Source organism: Streptomyces glaucosporus (genome assembly GCF_039533345.1).
GTDB lineage: Bacteria > Actinomycetota > Actinomycetes > Streptomycetales > Streptomycetaceae > Streptomyces > Streptomyces glaucosporus.
In genome coordinates, this window is the sequence record NZ_BAAATJ010000011.1 from 100549 (window position 1) to 118536 (window position 17988).

General features: G+C 73.2%; 16 protein-coding genes and 1 riboswitch. Of the genes, 10 read left to right on the forward strand and 6 right to left on the reverse strand.

The window, feature by feature from the left end; all coding sequences use genetic code 11:
* Positions 1-86: 86 nt before the first annotated feature.
* Positions 87-854 (reverse strand): enoyl-CoA hydratase/isomerase family protein, encoded by a 768-nt coding sequence (locus ABD358_RS14145; RefSeq protein WP_344631331.1) that lies wholly within the window; start codon positions 852-854, stop codon positions 87-89.
* A gap of 229 nt (positions 855-1083) precedes the next feature.
* On the opposite strand from ABD358_RS14145, the gene glgX reads away from it, so the two are divergent.
* The 6 genes from glgX to ABD358_RS14175 all read left to right on the forward strand — a co-directional run bounded on the left by glgX (position 1084) and on the right by ABD358_RS14175 (position 6935).
* Positions 1084-3369 (forward strand): glycogen debranching protein GlgX, encoded by a 2286-nt coding sequence (glgX, locus tag ABD358_RS14150; protein ID WP_344631332.1) that lies wholly within the window; start codon positions 1084-1086, stop codon positions 3367-3369.
* A 42-nt stretch (positions 3370-3411) separates the two neighbouring features.
* Positions 3412-3639: an EF-hand domain-containing protein gene (locus tag ABD358_RS14155; protein WP_344631333.1), complete on the forward strand. Its 228-nt coding sequence runs from the start codon at positions 3412-3414 to the stop codon at positions 3637-3639.
* Between the two features lie 260 nt (positions 3640-3899).
* Complete coding sequence (locus ABD358_RS14160) at positions 3900-4886, forward strand: hypothetical protein (RefSeq protein ID WP_344631334.1); 987 nt, start codon at positions 3900-3902, stop codon at positions 4884-4886.
* A 196-nt stretch (positions 4887-5082) separates the two neighbouring features.
* The gene (locus tag ABD358_RS14165) at positions 5083-5400 is read left to right on the forward strand and encodes a DUF2795 domain-containing protein (RefSeq protein WP_344631335.1); all 318 of its coding nucleotides are present in this window, start codon (positions 5083-5085) and stop codon (positions 5398-5400) included.
* A 70-nt stretch (positions 5401-5470) separates the two neighbouring features.
* On the forward strand, positions 5471-5965 hold the full coding sequence (locus ABD358_RS14170) for a hypothetical protein (protein WP_344631336.1): 495 nt from the start codon (positions 5471-5473) through the stop codon (positions 5963-5965).
* Positions 5966-6236: 271 nt separating this feature from the next.
* Positions 6237-6935, forward strand: a complete 699-nt coding sequence (locus ABD358_RS14175; protein WP_344631337.1) for a GntR family transcriptional regulator — start codon at positions 6237-6239, stop codon at positions 6933-6935.
* 100 nt (positions 6936-7035) lie between these two features.
* Here the strand turns inward: ABD358_RS14175 and ABD358_RS14180 are convergent, their stop codons facing one another.
* The 5 genes from ABD358_RS14180 to gcvT all read right to left on the reverse strand — a co-directional run bounded on the left by ABD358_RS14180 (position 7036) and on the right by gcvT (position 13108).
* Complete coding sequence (locus tag ABD358_RS14180) at positions 7036-7956, reverse strand: glycoside hydrolase family 11 protein (RefSeq protein ID WP_344631394.1); 921 nt, start codon at positions 7954-7956, stop codon at positions 7036-7038.
* Positions 7957-8649: 693 nt separating this feature from the next.
* Entirely contained in the window at positions 8650-10032 is a 1383-nt protein-coding gene (locus tag ABD358_RS14185) for an L-serine ammonia-lyase (protein WP_344631338.1), read from the reverse strand.
* A 146-nt stretch (positions 10033-10178) separates the two neighbouring features.
* A complete protein-coding gene (glyA, locus tag ABD358_RS14190; RefSeq protein ID WP_344631339.1) occupies positions 10179-11447 on the reverse strand; it encodes a serine hydroxymethyltransferase in 1269 nt (422 codons plus the stop codon).
* A 67-nt stretch (positions 11448-11514) separates the two neighbouring features.
* Positions 11515-11892: a glycine cleavage system protein GcvH gene (gene gcvH / locus ABD358_RS14195; protein ID WP_344631340.1), complete on the reverse strand. Its 378-nt coding sequence runs from the start codon at positions 11890-11892 to the stop codon at positions 11515-11517.
* An 88-nt stretch (positions 11893-11980) separates the two neighbouring features.
* Positions 11981-13108, reverse strand: coding sequence for a glycine cleavage system aminomethyltransferase GcvT (gene gcvT / locus ABD358_RS14200; RefSeq protein WP_344631341.1), 1128 nt, complete (start codon positions 13106-13108; stop codon positions 11981-11983).
* Positions 13109-13282: 174 nt separating this feature from the next.
* A riboswitch (glycine riboswitch) is annotated at positions 13283-13392 on the reverse strand.
* A 200-nt stretch (positions 13393-13592) separates the two neighbouring features.
* Between gcvT and ABD358_RS14205 the strand changes: the two genes are divergently transcribed.
* From ABD358_RS14205 to ABD358_RS14220, 4 genes are all read left to right on the forward strand, one after another.
* Complete coding sequence (locus tag ABD358_RS14205; RefSeq protein ID WP_425576322.1) at positions 13593-14336, forward strand: AAA family ATPase; 744 nt, start codon at positions 13593-13595, stop codon at positions 14334-14336.
* Positions 14333-15112, forward strand: coding sequence for an enhanced serine sensitivity protein SseB (locus ABD358_RS14210; RefSeq protein WP_344631342.1), 780 nt, complete (start codon positions 14333-14335; stop codon positions 15110-15112). The genes ABD358_RS14205 and ABD358_RS14210 overlap by 4 nt, the downstream gene beginning before the upstream one ends.
* Before the next feature lie 227 nt (positions 15113-15339).
* Complete coding sequence (locus tag ABD358_RS14215) at positions 15340-16110, forward strand: enhanced serine sensitivity protein SseB C-terminal domain-containing protein (protein WP_344631343.1); 771 nt, start codon at positions 15340-15342, stop codon at positions 16108-16110.
* A 212-nt stretch (positions 16111-16322) separates the two neighbouring features.
* Entirely contained in the window at positions 16323-17987 is a 1665-nt protein-coding gene (locus ABD358_RS14220; protein WP_344631344.1) for an ABC transporter substrate-binding protein, read from the forward strand.
* The last annotated feature ends 1 nt before the right edge of the window (position 17988 follow it).

Below are 17988 nucleotides of genomic sequence, written 5' to 3' on the forward strand. Positions count from 1 at the left end.
GCGCCCCGGGGCGCCGGGACGGGGGGCGCGGGGCGGCCCGCAGGCCGCCCCGCGCGTCCTCGGAGCCCGTCCGGCGGGCCGGACCGTCAGCGGAACTTCGCCTTGCCCGGTCCCTCCTCGACGAAGCTGCGCATGCCGATCTCCCGGTCCTCGGTGGCGAACAGCCCGGCGAACCAGGAGCGCTCGACGGCCAGCCCGGTGTCGATGTCCGTCTCCAGACCGGCGTCGACGCACTCCTTGGCCGCCCGCAGCGCGATGGCCGGCCCCTTGGCCAGCTTCGCCGCCCAGGCGTGCGCCTGCTCGTAGACCTCGGCCGCGGGCACCACCCGGTCCACCAGGCCGATCGCCAGGGCTTCGTCCGCGCGCACATGGCGCCCGGTGAAGATCAGGTCCTTGGCCTTCGACGGGCCGACCAGGCGGGCCAGCCGCTGGGTGCCGCCCGCACCCGGGATCAGGCCGAGCAGGATCTCCGGCTGGCCGAGCCTGGCGTTGTCGGCGGCGATCCGGTAGTCGGCGCACAGCGCGAGCTCGCAGCCGCCGCCCAGCGCGTAGCCGGTCACGGCGGCCACCACCGGCTTGGGGATGCGGGCCACGGCGGTGAAGGAGTCCTGGAGCGCCCGGGACCTGGCGACCATCGCCGCGTGGTCCATCTCGCGCATCTCCTTGATGTCCGCGCCCGCCGCGAACACCTTCTCCCCTCCGTAGAGGATCACGGCCCGCACGTCGTCGCGGTCCGACGCCTCCCCGGCCAGCTCGCGCAGCCGGTCCTGGGTGGCGATGTCCAGCGCGTTCATGGGCGGACGGTCGAGTCGGATGGTGCCGACGCCCTCGGCGACCTCAAGAGTCACAGTCATGCGGGCAGGTTAGCCGCCGTTAACGGTGTGCGGTCCAGGGGCCTCCCCGCCGCCCCCGCCGGGGACGGCGGGAGCCGCCGATCACAGGGGCGCCGATCACGGGGGTGAGGCGAGCGGTTCGAACGGGCACACTCCTGCAAGACCGGGATACGGGGACGGACGGCCGGGACGCCGTGCGGCCGCCGTGTCAGTCCGAGCCGCGAGCCGCCGGAGGCAGAACGTGTCGGATGTGTCGAGCGCACCCGAGCAGCAGGCACGCGCCGGGACGGCGACCGGCGGGCGGACGTCCGCCGGCCCCGCGACGGCGACCGTCTGGCCCGGCCGCCCCCAGCCGCTGGGAGCCCGCCACCACATCGGCCCCGGCGGGGTGGAGGGCACCAACTTCGCGCTGTGGTCGGCCGGCGCCGAGGCCGTCGAGGTCTGCCTCTTCGACGACGACGGCAACGAGACGCGCTGCCCGCTGACCGAGCACACCCACGAGATCTGGCACGGCTTCGTCCCCGGCGTCCGCCCCGGCCAGCGGTACGGCTACCGGGTCCACGGCCGCTGGGACCCCTGGACGGGCGCCCGCTGGAACCCCGCCAAGCTGCTGCTCGACCCGTACGCCCGCGCGGTGGACGGCGAGTACTCCCTGCCGCCGGAGGTCTACGGCCACGTCCGCGACTGGCCGCAGCCCCACCTGGCCGACACCGTCCGCGACGAGCACGACTCGGCGCCGTACGTGCCCAAGGGCGTCGTCGTCGACTCGGCCCTCGGCGCGGGCGCCGACGCCGGTGACGAGTGGATCGACGACCGCCGGCCCAAGGTCCCCTGGGCCGACTCGGTCATCTACGAGCTCCACGTGCGCGGCTTCACCATGCGCCACCCGGACATCCCGCCCGAGCTGCGCGGCACCTACGCCGGACTCGCGCACCCGGCCGCGATCGAGCACCTGACGAAGCTGGGCGTGACGGCCGTCGAGCTGCTCCCGGTGCACCAGTTCGCGCACGAGGACCACCTGCTGCGCCGGGGCCTGCGCAACCACTGGGGCTACAACTCGATCGGCTACTTCGCGCCGCACGCCGCGTACGCCGCGTCCGGCACGCGCGGCCAGCAGGTGGGGGAGTTCCGCCGGATGGTCCGCGCGCTGCACGCCGCCGGAATCGAGGTCATCCTCGACGTGGTCTACAACCACACCGCCGAGGGCAGCGAGTTCGGGCCCACGCTCTCCCTGCGCGGCATCGACAACCGCGGCTACTACCGGCTGGCCGACGACCCCCGCCGCTACGCCGACTACACCGGCTGCGGCAACACCCTCCACGTCGTCCAGCCCCAGGTGCTGCGGCTGATCACCGACTCGCTGCGCTACTGGGTGCAGGAGATGGGCGTGGACGGCTTCCGCTTCGACCTGGCCGCCGCGCTGGCCCGCTCCATGCACGACGTGGACATGCTCTCCCCGTTCCTGGCCGTCATCGCCCAGGACCCGGTGCTGCGCCGGGTGAAGCTGATCGCCGAGCCCTGGGACGTCGGCGCGGGCGGCTACCAGGTCGGCGCCTTCCCGCCGCTGTGGACGGAGTGGAACGACCGCTACCGGGACACCGTCCGCGACTTCTGGCGGGGCGCCCTGCCGGACGTCCGCGACCTGGGGTACCGGCTGTCGGGCTCCAGCGACCTGTACGCCTGGGGCGGGCGGCGGCCGTACGCGTCGGTCAACTTCGTCACCGCGCACGACGGCTTCACCCTGCGCGACCTGGTGAGCTACGAGCACAAGCACAACGAGGCCAACGGCGAGGACAACCGGGACGGCACGAACGACAACCGCTCGTGGAACTGCGGCGCGGAGGGCGAGACCGGCGACGAGGGGATCCTGGCCCTGCGGCGCAGGCAGCTGCGGAACCTGCTCACCACCCTGCTGCTGTCCACCGGGGTGCCGATGCTGGTGGCCGGCGACGAGATGGGCCGCACCCAGGGCGGCAACAACAACGCCTACTGCCAGGACAACGAGACCGGCTGGGTCGACTGGTCGCTGCTGGAGGAGCCCGGCTGGCGGGCCCTGTTCGACCTGGCCTCCCGGCTGATCGCACTGCGCCGCGCCCACCCGGTGCTGCGGCGCCGGGCCTTCTTCTCGGGCCGGGCGTACGGCCCCGAGGGGCTGCGCGACCTGGCCTGGTTCACCGGCGGCGGCAAGGAGATGACCGAACCCGACTGGTACGCCCCCGGCGCCACGCTGGGCATGTACCTGTCCGGCAGGGACATCCCGCAGCGCGACGCGAAGGGCGACCCGGTGGTGGACGACAGCTTCCTGGTCCTCCTCCACGCCGACCACCGCGACGGGGAGTTCCGGCTGCCCGGCCCGCCGTGGGGACGGGCGTACGAGCTGCTCGTGGACACCACGCGGGAGGAGCAGGACGCCGCGCCCGGCACGGTCCACCCGGCGGGCGAGACGGTCGGGGTGCCCGCGCGCTCGGTGCTGGTGTGGCGGGTGCTGCCTCGAGTGGCCCCCGTTCCCCCTGTGGCGGACGATGCGGCCGGTTAGGGTGTGCGCGTCACGACCGCACAACGGGAGGAACGTTTCTCGATGGCCGACATCGAAGCTGCGCGCAAGGCTTTCGACCGGTTCGACGTGGACAAGGACGGCCTGATCACCGCGGCCGAGTTCCGGCAGGTCATGGGCGAGATGGGCGACTACCACGTCACCGTGGAGCTGGCCCAGACCCTGATAGACCAGCACGACGGCAACGGTGACGGCCTGCTCTCCTTCGAGGAGTTCTGGGCGGCGCGCCAGAAGGCCGGCTCGGCCGCGTAAGGCGGGACGGGCCCCTGCGGCGGGGCGGTCGTCACCGGACCACCGGTGACGACCGCCCCGCCTTCTTTTCCAGCACACACCGCGGAAGCCGCCACGGGCCGTCCACCGGCCGGCGCGGAGGCTTCCGCGACCCCGCCGCGCGTCCGGCCTCCCCACGGGGCGGGGCGCGCGGCCCGAACCGGAGGACTGCGATGCGCGCTTCGCGCATGACCCCCCACCGCACAACGAACCGACTCCCCCGTACGACGACCCTGCCGGCCGTGGCGCTGCTGTGCCTCGCGCCGGCCCTGACCGCCGCGCCCCCCGCGGACACCGCCGCCGAACCCGTCCACACCTGGACGGCGGACCTGACCGTCGTGGACGCGGACGACACCGGCGTCCGCCACACCGACGGGGCGCTCCGGACGACGGGCGCCGAACCCCTCGACGGCTCTGCCCGGGCCGGGGGCGGCCACGGCGTCCAGGTCCTCGCGCCGCACGCGCTCGACCGGCCGGCCGACCGGGTATGGGCCGAGCCCGCCGCCGACGTGCCCGGCGGCGCCGCGATCACCGTGGAGGTCCGGGGCCGCGACGGCGGCGCGGACCCCTGGACCGAGTGGCGCGAGGCGGGCGACGACGAGACCACCGCGGCCCTCCTCCCGCGCGCCGTCACCGAGGTCGAGGTCCGGCTGACCCTGACGGACGCCACGGGGAGACTGGCGGTGCGCGGCCTGGAGCTGAGCGCCGACACGGACCCGGACGCCCCGCGGGAGACCGCGGCCGCGGCGGCGTACACCGCCCGGGTCTTCGCCACCCGTGAGGGCCTGGTCGGCCACACCACCGCCAACGGGCACGTCATCCGGCCCGACGACCACTTCGTGGCCCTGCCCTCGCGGCGGGGGCTGTCGCGCAAGGGCGGCCGGGAGTACTCGGTGCGGGTCTGCGGCCCGGTCCGCTGCGAGACGGCCCCCGTGTGGGACGTCGGCCCCTGGAACATCCGCGACGACTACTGGAACCCCTCCTCGGTCCGCGAGACCTTCCGCGACCTGCCGCGGGGCAGGCCTCAGGCCCAGGCGGCCTACCAGGACGGCCACAACGGCGGACGGGACGGCTTCGGCCGCCGCGTGCTCAACCCGGCCGGCATCGACCTCGCCGACGGCACCTTCCACAATGTCGGACTGCGGGACAACGGCTGGGTGACGGTCACCTTCCTGTGGACCACGCGGTCCGCCCCGGCCTCCGCCGGGGACACGGCCGGAGACGGCTGAGACGCCCTCCGGGCCCGCCCGGGCCGGCGGCGCACGCGCCGGCCCGGGCGGGCCCGCCGCCGCGGGGAACCCGCCGACCGCCCGGCGCACCGGAAGCGCCCGCCCCACCCGACGGCACTCCATGGCTTTTGTCCCTCTTATTGCGCTTTGTTGCGCTTCGCGGTTTTCCCGGGGGAGCGCAGGGCACTCGCCCGGCATGGCTCACACGGACGTACAGGAGATCCTCAGGTCTCTGAAGGACGTCGACTTCCCGGCCGACAAGGACGAACTGCTGCGGGCCGCGCGGACCGGGGGCGCCTCCGACGAGGCCATCAAGGCGCTGCGCGCCATCCCGCAGGAGCGGTACGACAACCGCGACGAGGTGGCTCGCTCGGTCCGGGTCGACCCCGACTCCGACCTCGGCCACAGCGCCTCGCAGCACGCAGAGCAGGCGCGCAAGGGCGGCAAGCCGGGCCTCTCGCAGCACCTGAGGGACGCGCCCAAGCCCCCCGTGGAGGACGAACTGGACCGCTGAGGACGGCCGGGAACGGCCGGCGGCACACGTGCACGACGACCGGGCGGAGCAACCGAAGGGAGGAACCTCCGTGAGCAGGAAGATGGAGGGCGACGAGGACCAGAAGCGCGCGGCGGCGCGGGAGGCCGAACGCGCCGGCGAGCAGCCCAGCGCGCACGGCGAGACGACCGGCGCGTCCAAGCAGCGCACGCACCTCACCGGCCGGTCCTCGATCACCCACGAGGAGAAGCTGGAGACCCGCCACCAGGGCAAGCAGGGATCACGGAGCCCCGAGGGCGGCGGCGCCCGGCCGGCCGGGGACACGGGCCGCACGTTCACCGGGCGCGGCGCACCGCCGTACGGCGAGGAGCACGAGAAGGTCTTCCGCGCCCTGACGGCCGAGGAGGAGAAGAACCCCGACGGGGCCGTCCACCTCCAGGACGTCTCCCGCGCGGCGGGCCTGCCGGAGGAGAGGACCCGGGTGCTGCTCCACGACCTGGTGACCGTCCACAGGCTGGCCACCGAGGTCCAGGAGGGCGGCAGCCCCGACCTCGGCCCCCGCTACGAGACCAAACCCCGCCGCTGACCCCCTCCCGCGCACCCGTGCCCCGGGACCGCCGGGAGGGGAGGAGCAGTCCCCGACGGTTCGGCCAGGTGCCGCGGGGACGAGCGTGGAGGCGACCGACCGCGGCGGCGTCTCCGCGCGCCCCGGCCGGCCGGCCCGCAGCCGGGAGCGGCGAGCCGGCCATCCGGAGTGCCGCCCGGCCGCGCCGCCGGCGCGCGGACCGGGGAGGCCGCTCCGGGGCGCCCGGCGGAACGCCCTACGCTGAGGGCCAGGCAGCCACGGAGGGGAACGCATGAACGACGCCAGGACCGGCGGGCCCGGCAGACCCGTCCCGGCGCACGACTCCCTGCGGGACCAGGTGGCGAAGGCCCTCCGCGCCGCCCTGATGGCGGGCGAGCTGCGGCCCGGCACGGTCTACTCCGCTCCAGCCCTGGCCGCCGAGTACGGGGTCTCGGCCACCCCCGTCCGCGAGGCCATGCTGGACCTGGCCCGGGAGGGACTGGTGGAAACCGTCCGGAACAAGGGATTTCGGGTCACCGAGGCGACCGAACGGGACCTGGACGACTTCACCGAGGTCCGCGCCCTGATAGAGGTCCCCACCGTCGGCCGGATCGCCCGGGAGGCGGACCCCGGGCGGCTGGAGGAGCTTCGGCCGGTCGCCGAGGAGACCGCGGCCGCGGCCCGCGCCGGCGACCTCGCCGCCTTCCTGGACGCGGACCACCGCTTCCACCTGGGCCTGCTCGCCCTGGCGGGCAACCCCCGCCTGGTCGACACGGTGGCCGACCTGCGCCGGCGCTCCCGCCTCCACGGGCTCGGCGGCTTCGGCGGGACGCGGGTGCTGGTGGAGTCCGCGCGGGAGCACGGCGAACTGCTGGACCTGATCCTCGCGGGCGACGCGGACGCGGCCGAGGCGTGCACGCGCCGCCACCTCGCCCGTGTCCGCTCCCTGTGGGCGGCCCGCCGCCACCCGGAGAGGACGCCCGCCGGCTGACCGCGCCTTTCCGGACCGGGCCGGCGGTGCGCCCGGCAGCGGTGCGGCGCGGCGGCCGTGGCCGCCGCGCCGCGGGCGCGGTGTTTCCGGACGACCGGAGTCAGCCCGCGCTGCAGGAGACCGTCGGCCAGGTCCAGTTGCCGTTGTGCTGGATGGTGACGCCCCAGTTGTTGCCGCTGCCGTTCGGTCTGGCGGTCAGGACCTGGCTGCTGGGCCAGGAGGCGGAGATGTTCCAGGTCGAGATGATCCTGGCGGGGGACGGGACGTTCATCGTCACGGTCCAGTTGCTGGAGCCGGACACCGAGACGTTGAGGTTGTACCGGTCGTTCCAGCGCTCGCCCGCGGACAGGGTCGCGGTGCAGCCACCGCCGCCACCGCCACCACCACCGCCACCACCGGTGCCGCCGTCACCGCCGCCGCCACCGGTGCCGCCCAACGTGATGTTGGAGCTGCCGCTGCTCTGGTAGCCCTCGGTCGCCATGATCATGTAGTCGTGGGTGCCCAGGTTCATGCCGGCCCGGGCCCACGCGTCGAAGTGGTTGCCGGTGGTGATGGTGCCGCCGGTCCGCTTCTGCTGCCGGACGCTCCAGTACTGCTTGAAGGTCTTGGTCCCCTCGATGGAGGGGGCGTTGTACCGCGTCGTCTCGTAGATGTCGTACGTGCCGCCGTCGCTGGTGACCGTGCCCTTGAAGGTCCCGGTGGGCCGGTAGGTGCCCCAGTTGTCGACGATGTAGTACTCCACCAGCGGGTTCCTCGACCATCCGTAGAGGGTCAGGTAGGCGTTGCCGGAGGGGTTGAAGCTGCCCGAGTAGGTCACGGTGCGGCGTCCGCCGGTGCTCCAGCCCTTGCCGATGACGAAGTTGCCGGTGTTCCGCCACGAGGTGCTGTAGTTGCCGCCCGATCCCAGGGTCGCGGAGACCGTGCCGGGGGCGTCGGTCCAGAACGAGTAGAAGTACCCGTTGTGGGTGCCGGTCTGGTTCGAGGTGACGGTCTGGGCGTGGGCGGTGCCGGGCGGGAGCATCAGAGCCGCGGCCAGCACGGCGCACGCGCCGCCGACGAGGAGCCTGAGGCGGCCGAGCCCGCGGGTCCTCGGCAGCAGCCGGACGCGTCGTAAGCCGCGTCTCTTCCGGTGGGCGGGGGCGTCGTTCACGTGCGTGCCTCCTCTTCGTGAGGGCCGGAGGCGGTGCCGGGCGGCGTGTGCGCGGCCCGGCGGCGCTCCGGCGGCCGGAGCGGGACGGCTGCCGCCGCGCTCCGGCGTCCTGCAACCACAGTGGGGTCGGCCGGTCGTCGCGCGGCCGAAGGGCCGGGCCGCCGCAGAGGGCCCGGATCGACGGCGATGGGGTCCGTCGACGCCGACAGTGTTGATTCGCCCCATCGGGTTGTCAATAGTTTTCGCAAAGATTACGAAAACACTGCGCCGCTCAGGGGTGTCCGGAAGGAAGCGTCATAGCTGTTCAGCGGATTATCAAAGGCGTTGAAGCCCGGAATCGGCTCCCTGTTCTCTCGTCGCGGGAGTCAAGATCGGAGCCAACGTTGTCGAAACTTCCGGAAGTTTTCCGGACTGTTCCGCGCGAGGCGGGGCAGGACGGAAGGGAACAGAACCGCGGCCGAGGACTCCGCACGGCAACCCCGCCCCCGGATCGCTCCCGGGAAACGGACGGGCGGCTCGCAGCGGCCCCTCGGGACCGCCGGCGAGCCGCCCGGGGCCTGCCTCTCAGCACTCGATGACGTTGACCGCCAGCCCGCCGCGCGCGGTCTCCTTGTACTTGACCTTCATGTCCGCGCCCGTCTCCTTCATCGTCTTGATGGCCTTGTCCAGCGAGACGTGGTGGCGGCCGTCGCCGCGCAGGGCCATCCGGGCGGCGGTGATCGCCTTGACCGCCGCCATGCCGTTCCGCTCGATGCAGGGGATCTGGACCAGGCCGCCCACGGGGTCGCAGGTCAGGCCCAGGTTGTGCTCGATGCCGATCTCGGCGGCGTTCTCCACCTGCTCCGGGGAGCCGCCCAGGATCTCCGCGAGACCGCCCGCGGCCATGGAGCAGGCGGACCCCACCTCGCCCTGGCACCCGACCTCGGCGCCGGAGATGGAGGCGTTCTCCTTGAACAGCAGGCCGATGGCCCCCGCCGCCAGCAGGAACCGCACCACCGTGTCGTCGTCGGTGCCGGGGACGAACTCCATCGCGTAGTGGAGGACGGCCGGGATGATGCCGGCCGCGCCGTTGGTGGGGGCGGTGACGACCCGGCCGCCGGAGGCGTTCTCCTCGTTGACCGCCATCGCGTAGAGCGTCACCCACTCCATGGCGTGCGCCGCCGGATCGCCCTCGGCGCGCAGCCGGCGGGCCGAGGCGGCGGCGCGGCGGCGGACCTTCAGCCCGCCGGGCAGGACGCCCTCCCGCGTCATGCCGCGGGCCACGCAGGCCCGCATCACGCCCCAGATCTCCAGCAGGCCCGCGCGGATCTCCTCCTCCGTGCGCCACGCCTTCTCGTTCTCCAGCATCAGGGCCGAGACCGACAGGCCCGTCTCGCGGGCGGTGCGCAGCAGCTCGTCGCCGGTGCGGAAGGGGTACCTCAGCGCGGTGTCGTCGAGCTTGATGCGGTTCTCGCCGACGGCGTCCTCGTCCACCACGAAGCCGCCGCCGACCGAGTAGTAGGTCTTCTCCAGCAGTACGCCGCCGTCGGCGCCGTACGCGGTCAGCGTCATGCCGTTGGCGTGGTACGGCAGCGAGCGGCGGCGGTGGAGCACCAGGTCGGCGTCCGAGTCGAAGGCGATCTCGTGCCCGCCGCCCGGCCCGGCCCCCAGCAGCCGCAGCCGGCCCGACCGGCGGACGCGCTCGACCTCCTCGTCGGCCGTCTCGACGTCCACGGTGCGGGGCGAGTGGCCCTGGAGGCCCAGCACCACCGCCTTGGGGGTGCCGTGGCCGTGGCCGGTGGCGCCCAGGGAGCCGTACAGCCCGGCCCGGAGCGAGACGGTGCGGTCCAGCACGCCCTCCTTCTCCAGGCGGCGCGCGAACATCCCGGCCGCCCGCATGGGCCCCACGGTGTGAGAGCTGGACGGGCCGATGCCGATGGAGAAGAGGTCGAAGACGGAGATGGCCACGACGGCGGACTCCTTTGTCTGCTCGTGGGTGTGCTCGCCGGGTGGGCGAGTGCGTGCGTCCGCGGGTGCGCGGGTGTGGTCCGTCCGGGTGCGCCGCCGGTCGGGCGGCGCACCCGGCGAGGGGCCGGATCTGCCCTGCGGGCGTCCTACAGACCCGGGTACAGCGGGTGCTTCTCGGCCAGGGCCGTCACCCGGGCGGCCAGCGCCTCGGCCTTGTCCTTGTCGAAGGACGGCTTGAGCGCCTCGGCGATCACGTCCGCGACCTCGCGGAAGTCGTCGGCGGTGAAGCCGCGCGTGGCCAGTGCCGGGGTGCCGATCCGCAGGCCCGAGGTGACCATCGGCGGGCGGGGGTCGTTCGGGATGGCGTTGCGGTTGACGGTGATGCCGATCTCGTGGAGGCGGTCCTCGGCCTGCTGCCCGTCCAGCTCGCTCTCCCGCAGGTCGACCAGGACCAGGTGGACGTCGGTGCCGCCGGAGAGGACGGCCACGCCCGCCTCGGCCGCGTCGGGCCGGGTCAGCCGCTCGGCGAGGATCTTCGCGCCCTCCAGCGTGCGGCGCTGGCGGTCCTTGAACTCCTCCGTCGCCGCGATCTTGAAGGCGACGGCCTTGGCCGCGATGACGTGCTCCAGCGGGCCGCCCTGCTGGCCGGGGAAGACCGCGGAGTTGATCTTCTTGGCGTACTCCTGCTTGGACAGGATCACCCCGCCGCGCGGCCCGCCCAGCGTCTTGTGGGTCGTGGTGGTGACCACGTCCGCGTACGGCACGGGGTTGGGGTGGAGCCCGGCGGCCACCAGGCCGGCGAAGTGCGCCATGTCCACCATCAGCAGCGCGCCCACCTCGTCGGCGATCCGGCGGAAGGCGGCGAAGTCGAGCTGCCGCGGGTACGCCGACCAGCCGGCGATGATCAGCCGGGGGCGGTGCTCCTTCGCCAGCCGCTCCACCTCCTCCATGTCCACCAGGCCGGTGGAGGCGTCGACGTGGTAGGCGACCACGTTGTAGAGCTTGCCGGAGAAGTTGATCCGCATGCCGTGGGTCAGGTGGCCGCCGTGGGCCAGGTCCAGGCCCATGATGGTGTCGCCCGGGTCGAGCAGGGCGAACATCGCCGCGGCGTTGGCCTGGGCGCCCGAGTGCGGCTGGACGTTCGCCGCCTCGGCGCCGAAGAGGGCCTTCACCCGCTCGCGGGCCAGGTCCTCGGCCACGTCGACGTTCTCGCAGCCGCCGTAGTAGCGGCGCCCGGGGTAGCCCTCGGCGTACTTGTTGGTGAGGACCGAGCCCTGGGCCTGGAGGACGGCGACCGGAGCGAAGTTCTCCGACGCGATCATCTCCAGGGTGGACTGCTGGCGGCGCAGCTCGGCGTCGACGGCCGCGGCGACGTCGGGATCGACCTCGTGCAGGGAACTGTTCAGAAGCGACATCGGATCTTTCCGATCGTGGTGTGCTGGACGGCGGACGCCGGGACGGGGCGGGGCCGTCCCGGACGGATCACTCGTGGGTGAAGGCGGCGTACTCGTCGGCGGAGAGCAGGTCCCCCGGCTCCTCCGACACCCTCACCTTGAACAGCCAGCCGCCCTCGAAGGGGGCGGAGTTCACCAGCGCCGGATCGTCCACCACGTCCTGGTTGACCTCGGTGACCTCACCGGAGACGGGCGAGTACAGGTCGCTGACCGACTTGGTCGACTCCAGCTCGCCGCAGGGTTCGCCCGCGGTGACCGTGGCGCCGGCCTCGGGGAGCTGGACGTAGACGACGTCACCGAGCGCGTTGGCGGCGTGCTCGGTGATGCCGACCGTCGACACACCGTCCTCGGCGGGCGACACCCACTCGTGCTCCTTGCTGTAGCGCAGCTGCTGGGGGTTGCTCATGACGTGATTCTCCTGGTCAGAAGTGGTTGGTGAGAAACGGGTCTTGCCAGGTGGGACGGCGGGGGCAGGGCCCGCCCCGCCGCGGCGGTCAGCGTCCGCGCCGGTAGAACGGCAGCGCGACGACCTCGTACGGCTCATGCGTACCGCGGATGTCCACGCACACACCCTCCGTGCCCGGCGCGGCGTGGGAGGCGTCCACGTACGCCATCGCGATCGGCTTCCCGAGGGTGGGGGAGGGGGCCCCGGAGGTGACCTCGCCGATCACCGTCCCGCCGGCCGTGACCACGGGGTACCCGGCGCGCGGCACCCGGCGGCCGGAGGCGACCAGGCCGACCAGCTTCCGCGGCGGGTTCTCCTCCGCCCGGCGGGCCGCGGCCTCCAGGGCGGCACGGCCGGTGAAGTCGCCGGGCTTGTCGAACTTCACCACGCGGCCCAGCCCGGCGTCGAAGGGGGTGGTGGCGCGGGTCAGCTCGTGCCCGTACAGCGGCATGCCCGCCTCCAGCCGGAGCGTGTCGCGGCAGGACAGCCCGCACGGCACCAGGCCCGCGTCCGCGCCGGCCTCGGTCAGCGCCTCCCACAGCGTCCGCGCGTCGCCGGGGGAGACGAACAGCTCGAAGCCGTCCTCGCCGGTGTAGCCGGTGCGGGCGATCAGCGCCTCCACGCCCGCGACCGTGCCGGGCAGCCCGGCGTAGTACTTCAGCCCGTCCAGGTCGGCGTCGGTGAGCTTCGCCAGGACGCCGGGCGAGGCGGGGCCCTGGACGGCCAGCAGGGCGTAGGCGTCGCGGTCGTCCCGCACGGCGGCGTCGAAGCCGTCGCGGCGCTCGGTGAGGGCGTCCAGGACCACCTGGGCGTTGGCGGCGTTGGCGACGACCAGGTACTCCTCGGGCGCGAGCCGGTAGACGATCAGGTCGTCGAGGATGCCGCCGGAGGCGTCGCAGATCATGGTGTAGCGGGCCCGGCCCACCGGGACGGCGGACAGGTGCCCGACCAGGGCGCGGTCCAGCAGCTCGCCGGCCTGCGGACCGGTGACGGCGATCTCGCCCATGTGGCTCAGGTCGAACAGGCCGGCGCGGGTGCGGACGGCGTTGTGCTCGTCGCGCTCGCTGCCGTAGCGCAGCGGCATCTCCCAGCCGGCGAAGTCCGTCACGGTGGCGCCCAGGGCGCGGTGGACGGCGTCGAGGGGGACGCGTCGGGGGGATCGGGGGGAATCGCTCATGGCTGTTGCTCCCAGGCGGGTGGCGTGGACAGGTCCGGTGAACGGCGGGGAGGGACATCCTCCCCATCTGTCATCGGAACCTGAGAGGTTCGCCACGAGCCCGCCCGGGCGGACCACGGCTTGCACCTTGGGTGGGACGCCCGCCGGGAGGGGGCGCCCGCTTTTCAGATGTGCCTCGTCCGCGCGGTATCGGGGCCTGAGAGATTCAAGGGAGGACTTGCTCCTTCGGCGCCCCGGTACCCGCCGTGACCGGCGGCTGTCGGGGACTCTCCCGCGCGGACTCGAACGGCCGGTATGCAGTTGGCGCGGACATCATCGCACGCCCGGCGCGCCGGGGGGAGGCGGGCCGCGCGACGGTGGAAGGGTGGGGAGGAGGGAGGGGCGCCGGGAGGTCCGGTGGTCGGCCGCCTTGTCCGCCGTCGCCCTTCTTGACACGCTCTGGGGGAGCCGTGGGGCGCGTGGCCGACAGCGGGAGGACGTACCGGTGAGCAGTCCGGAGAGTGCTTGTACGGCGCACGGTGGAGCGGTGCCCCGGGGGGTGCCCGCGTCCGCGCGGGCCGGGGGGCGCGACCTGCGCGGAACCGCCGGGGTGCGTGTCCTGCGCTTTCCCGCCGGCGACCGGGTGGTGGTCTCCGGCCTGCCGGGCAGCGGCAAGTCCACCCTGATCCGGCGCGTGGTGGCCGCCGGCGAGAGGGTGCGCCGGATCGACTCCCAGGACATGCGGGAGCGCTGGGAGCGGCGGCTGCCCGCCCGGCTGCCCTACGCCGTCTACCGCCCCCTGGTCCGCGCCGCGCACTACCTGTCGCTGTGGCGGGCCCTGGCCTCGGACGCCGGCGTGGTGGTGCACGACTGCGGCACCCAGAGCTGGGTGCGCCGCTGGCTGGCGAGGGACGCCCGGCGGCGCGGCCGGGCCCTGCACATGGTGCTGCTGGACGTGCCGCCCGAGGTGGCGCTGTCCGGGCAGGCGGCGCGGGGACGGGGGGTGTCGGCGTACGCGTTCGCCCGGCACCGGCGGGCGGTGGGGCGCCTGGTGGCGGAAGTGGAGTCGGGGCGGCCGCCCGCCGGCTGCGTCTCGGCGGTGCTGCTGGACCGCCCGGCGGCGGGGGCGCTGCGCGGCATCGTCTTCGAGGGCGTTCGGGACGAGAACGACGAGAACGACGGGGGCGGGGACGACGGCGGGGGCGGGGACGGGACCGGGCGCCGGAGTGCGGATAGTGTTCCGGTATGACCATCCCGCAGCAGTACGGACCGGGGCACGGCGGCGGCTGGCCCGGAAACGAGCTGGAGGAGACCCTCGCCGCGTCGGTCGGCGTCCCCGGAGCGGGCGCCCGGTTGCTGGAGGTGCTCGGCCGCAGCAGCCTGTGGGTGCCGCTGCCCGAGGGCGGCGGCCCGGACAGCCCCAACCTGGACCTGCCGACCGTCCAGCTCGACGGGGCGCCGTACGTCCCGGTCTTCAGCTCCGAGCAGCAGTTCCTGCAGTGCGCCGGCTCGCACCTGCCCTTCGCCGTCGCGCCCGCCCGCGAGTTCGCCCGCGGCCTGCCGCCGCAGGTCGGCATCGTGATCAACCCCGAGGGCACCGTCGGCGCCCCCATCCCCCCGCCGGCCGTGGCCGAGCTGTGCCGCGAGGGCGGCGCCGAGGGTGTGCCGGGCGTGGCGAGCGGCGCCCGGGTGAGGCTCTTCGAGCCCGACTGGCAGGAGGAGCCGGTGGACTTCCTGGCCGCGGCGGCCGGGGAGTTCGCGGGGCTGCCGCAGGTGCGCACCGCGCGCCGGGGCCTGGCCAGCATCGAGGGCGACCCGCCCGCGCTGTTCGTCGGGGTGGAGCTGGACCTGCTGGACCCGGAGGCGCGGGCCGCGGCGCACGGCGCCCTGGGCCGGGCGCTGGGCCGGGAGCCGGTGCGGTGGCCGGTGCAGATGGTCCTGCTGGACGCCGCCCAGGATCCGGTCGTGGACTGGATGAGGGAGTGCGTGCGGCCCTTCTACACGCGCGATCCGCAGCCGTACTGACTGCTGACGCCCGCCGCGGCCCCCGGCCGGACAACCGTTCCGAGTGTTCGCACGGGTGGGCGAATGAGTGGTCCCGGCCCTGTCCGGTCCGGACCGTAAGCTGGTTGGATGTCGGGGGCGGGACGCGCGCGGCCCGGTGCGGAAGACCGCGGGAGAGCGCGGAGGACCGCGGGGAACCGCAGAGGACCAGGAAGACAGAGCGCGGAGTACGAGAAGGGGCGGCCCACGTGAGCGCGGGTGGAAGCGTCGATCAGCTGCTGCATCAGGTGGCGCCCGGACGGTACGACACCTACGAAGCGCTGCTGCACGCCCTCGCCGAGGGCCGGGTGTGGATGCTGCTGTGGCACGGACGGGCCGGCTCCCCCGACGCCCAGTACGGGAACATGGAGGTCGCCGGGCACGGCTACGCGCCCTGTGTGACCTCCGCCCGGGAGCTGGCGGCCTCCGGCTGGACCAGGGAGCACGAAGTGGTCGGCGGCCGGGAGATCGCCGCCGCCCTCTTCCCCGACCGCTGGGGTCTGTGGCTCAACCCGCACGCGCCCGGCGGCGGCGTCGGCATCCCCTGGCTCGACCTGCGCCGGATCGCCGGCGGGCTGGACCGGCTGCCCGCCGGGCCGCTGCGCATCGGCGAACCGACCGTGGACGTCCCGCACTTCTACGCCCAGCTCGTCCAGAACGCCCACCGCACCCCCGCCGTGCGCACCCTGCGCCGCGCCTGGGTGCAGCCCGCGCTGGGCGCGCCGTACCTGGTGATCGGGCTCGACCTGTACGACGACGGCCCGCAGGCGGTGGAGTCGGTGCGGTCGATGATGGAGCGTTCGGTCGCCTCGGTGCCCGACGGACTGGCGGTCTCCACGGTCGCGATGTCGGACGAGTACGACCCGGTCGCCATGTGGCTGCGGGCCAACTCCCGCCCCTTCTTCGACCGCGACGCCCACCAGGGCGCGGCTCCCGCCGCCGCTCCCGGCCACGGTTACGGATACCCTCGGTCCTACTGACGTCGCCCGGTTCCCGACGCCCCGTCAGGTGGGGTTGTGGCGCGGATCATTGTTTCGCCCGTGTTACTCCGCGATGACCTGCGGCGTTGCCGTTCGCCTGGCATGGTCTCAGGTCTATATCGCCGACATGCGGACAGTTCACACCGCTGTTTGGACGCAGTACTGTTCGGGCGACCATCAGTCTGACCGTCACCGACCCCCTGAGGTGGAACATGCGAATAACCAGTTCCAGGGTCGTCCAGACGATCGCGGCCGCCCTCGCGGTTGGTGTGATCGCCACTGGATGCGCCAGTGAACGAGGCAAGGACGACGGAGAAGGAGGGGACACCTTCGTCTTCGGCGCCGCGGGCGACCCGGCCTCCCTGGACCCGGCACTGGCGAGCGACGGTGAGACGTTCCGGGTCACCCGCCAGGCGTTCGAGGCCCTGATCGAGCACGAGCCGGGCGGCACCAAGCTGGTCGGCGGTCTCGCCGAGTCGTGGGACAGCGACAAGACCGGCACCAAGTGGACCTTCAACCTCCGCAAGGGCGTGAAGTTCCACGACGGCGAGAAGCTGACCGCCGAGGCGGTCTGCAAGAACTACGACCACTGGTTCAACTGGACCGGCACATACCAGAACAGCGCGGTCTCGTACTACTGGCAGACCATCTTCGGTGGCTTCGCCAAGAACGAGAGCAAGGACGCCCCCAAGGCCAACTACAAGGGCTGCACCGCGAAGGACGAGCTCACCGCCGTCATCGAGGTGCACGAGCCCTCCGCCAACCTGCCGGGCGGCTTCTCCCTCCAGGCCGTCGCCATCCACTCGCCGAAGGCCATCGACGCCTACAAGAAGCAGGAGGCGACCGGCGAGGACGACGCCATCACCTACCCGAAGTACAGCCAGGAGGCCGGTACGGTCGCCGGCACCGGTCCCTTCAGGATCGTCGACTGGGACAAGGGCAACAACGAGGTCACCCTGGAGCGCTTCGACGACTACTGGGGCGAGAAGGCCGGTGTGAAGAAGCTGGTCTTCCGCACCATCGCCGAGGAGTCCGCGCGCCGCCAGGCCCTGCAGGCCGGCAACATCGACGGCTACGACCTGGTCGCCCCCGCGGACGTGAAGACCCTCGAGAAGGAGGGCTTCCAGGTCCCGGTCCGCGACGTGTTCAACATCTTCTACATGGGCTTCTCGCAGGAGGCGAACAAGGCCCTGAAGAAGAAGGAGGTCCGCCAGGCCATCGCGCACGCGATCGACCGGGAGAACGTCGTCAAGACCCAGCTGCCCGAGGGCGGCAAGGTGGCCACGCAGTTCGTGCCGGACACCGTGGACGGCTACTCGGACAAGGTCACCACCTACCCGTTCGACACCGACAAGGCCAAGGACCTGCTGAAGAAGGCCGGCGAGGAGAAGCTCGCGGTCGACTTCTGCTACCCGACCGAGGTGACGCGCCCCTACATGCCCGCCCCGGTGGACATGTTCGAGCTGATGAAGGCCGACCTGGAGAAGGCCGGCATCAAGGTCAACCCCAAGCCCATGAAGTGGGCCCCGACCTACCTCGACGCCACCGAGAACGGCACCTGCGACCTGCACCTGCTGGGCTGGACCGGTGACTTCAACGACGCCTACAACTTCATCGGCACCTGGTTCGCCGGCTACGACAAGCAGTGGGGCTTCCGCGACGACAAGGTCTTCGACGCCATGAAGGCCGCCGAGAGCGAGCCGGACGTCGCCAAGCGGGTCGAGCTGTACAAGAAGGCCAACGAGGTCGTCGTGGACTACCTGCCGGGCGTCCCGATCTCCTCGTCCCCGCCGTCCATCGCGTTCGCCAAGGACGTCAACCCGCCGAAGGTCTCCCCGCTGACGCAGGAGAACTTCGCCGAGGTCTCGTTCAAGTAAA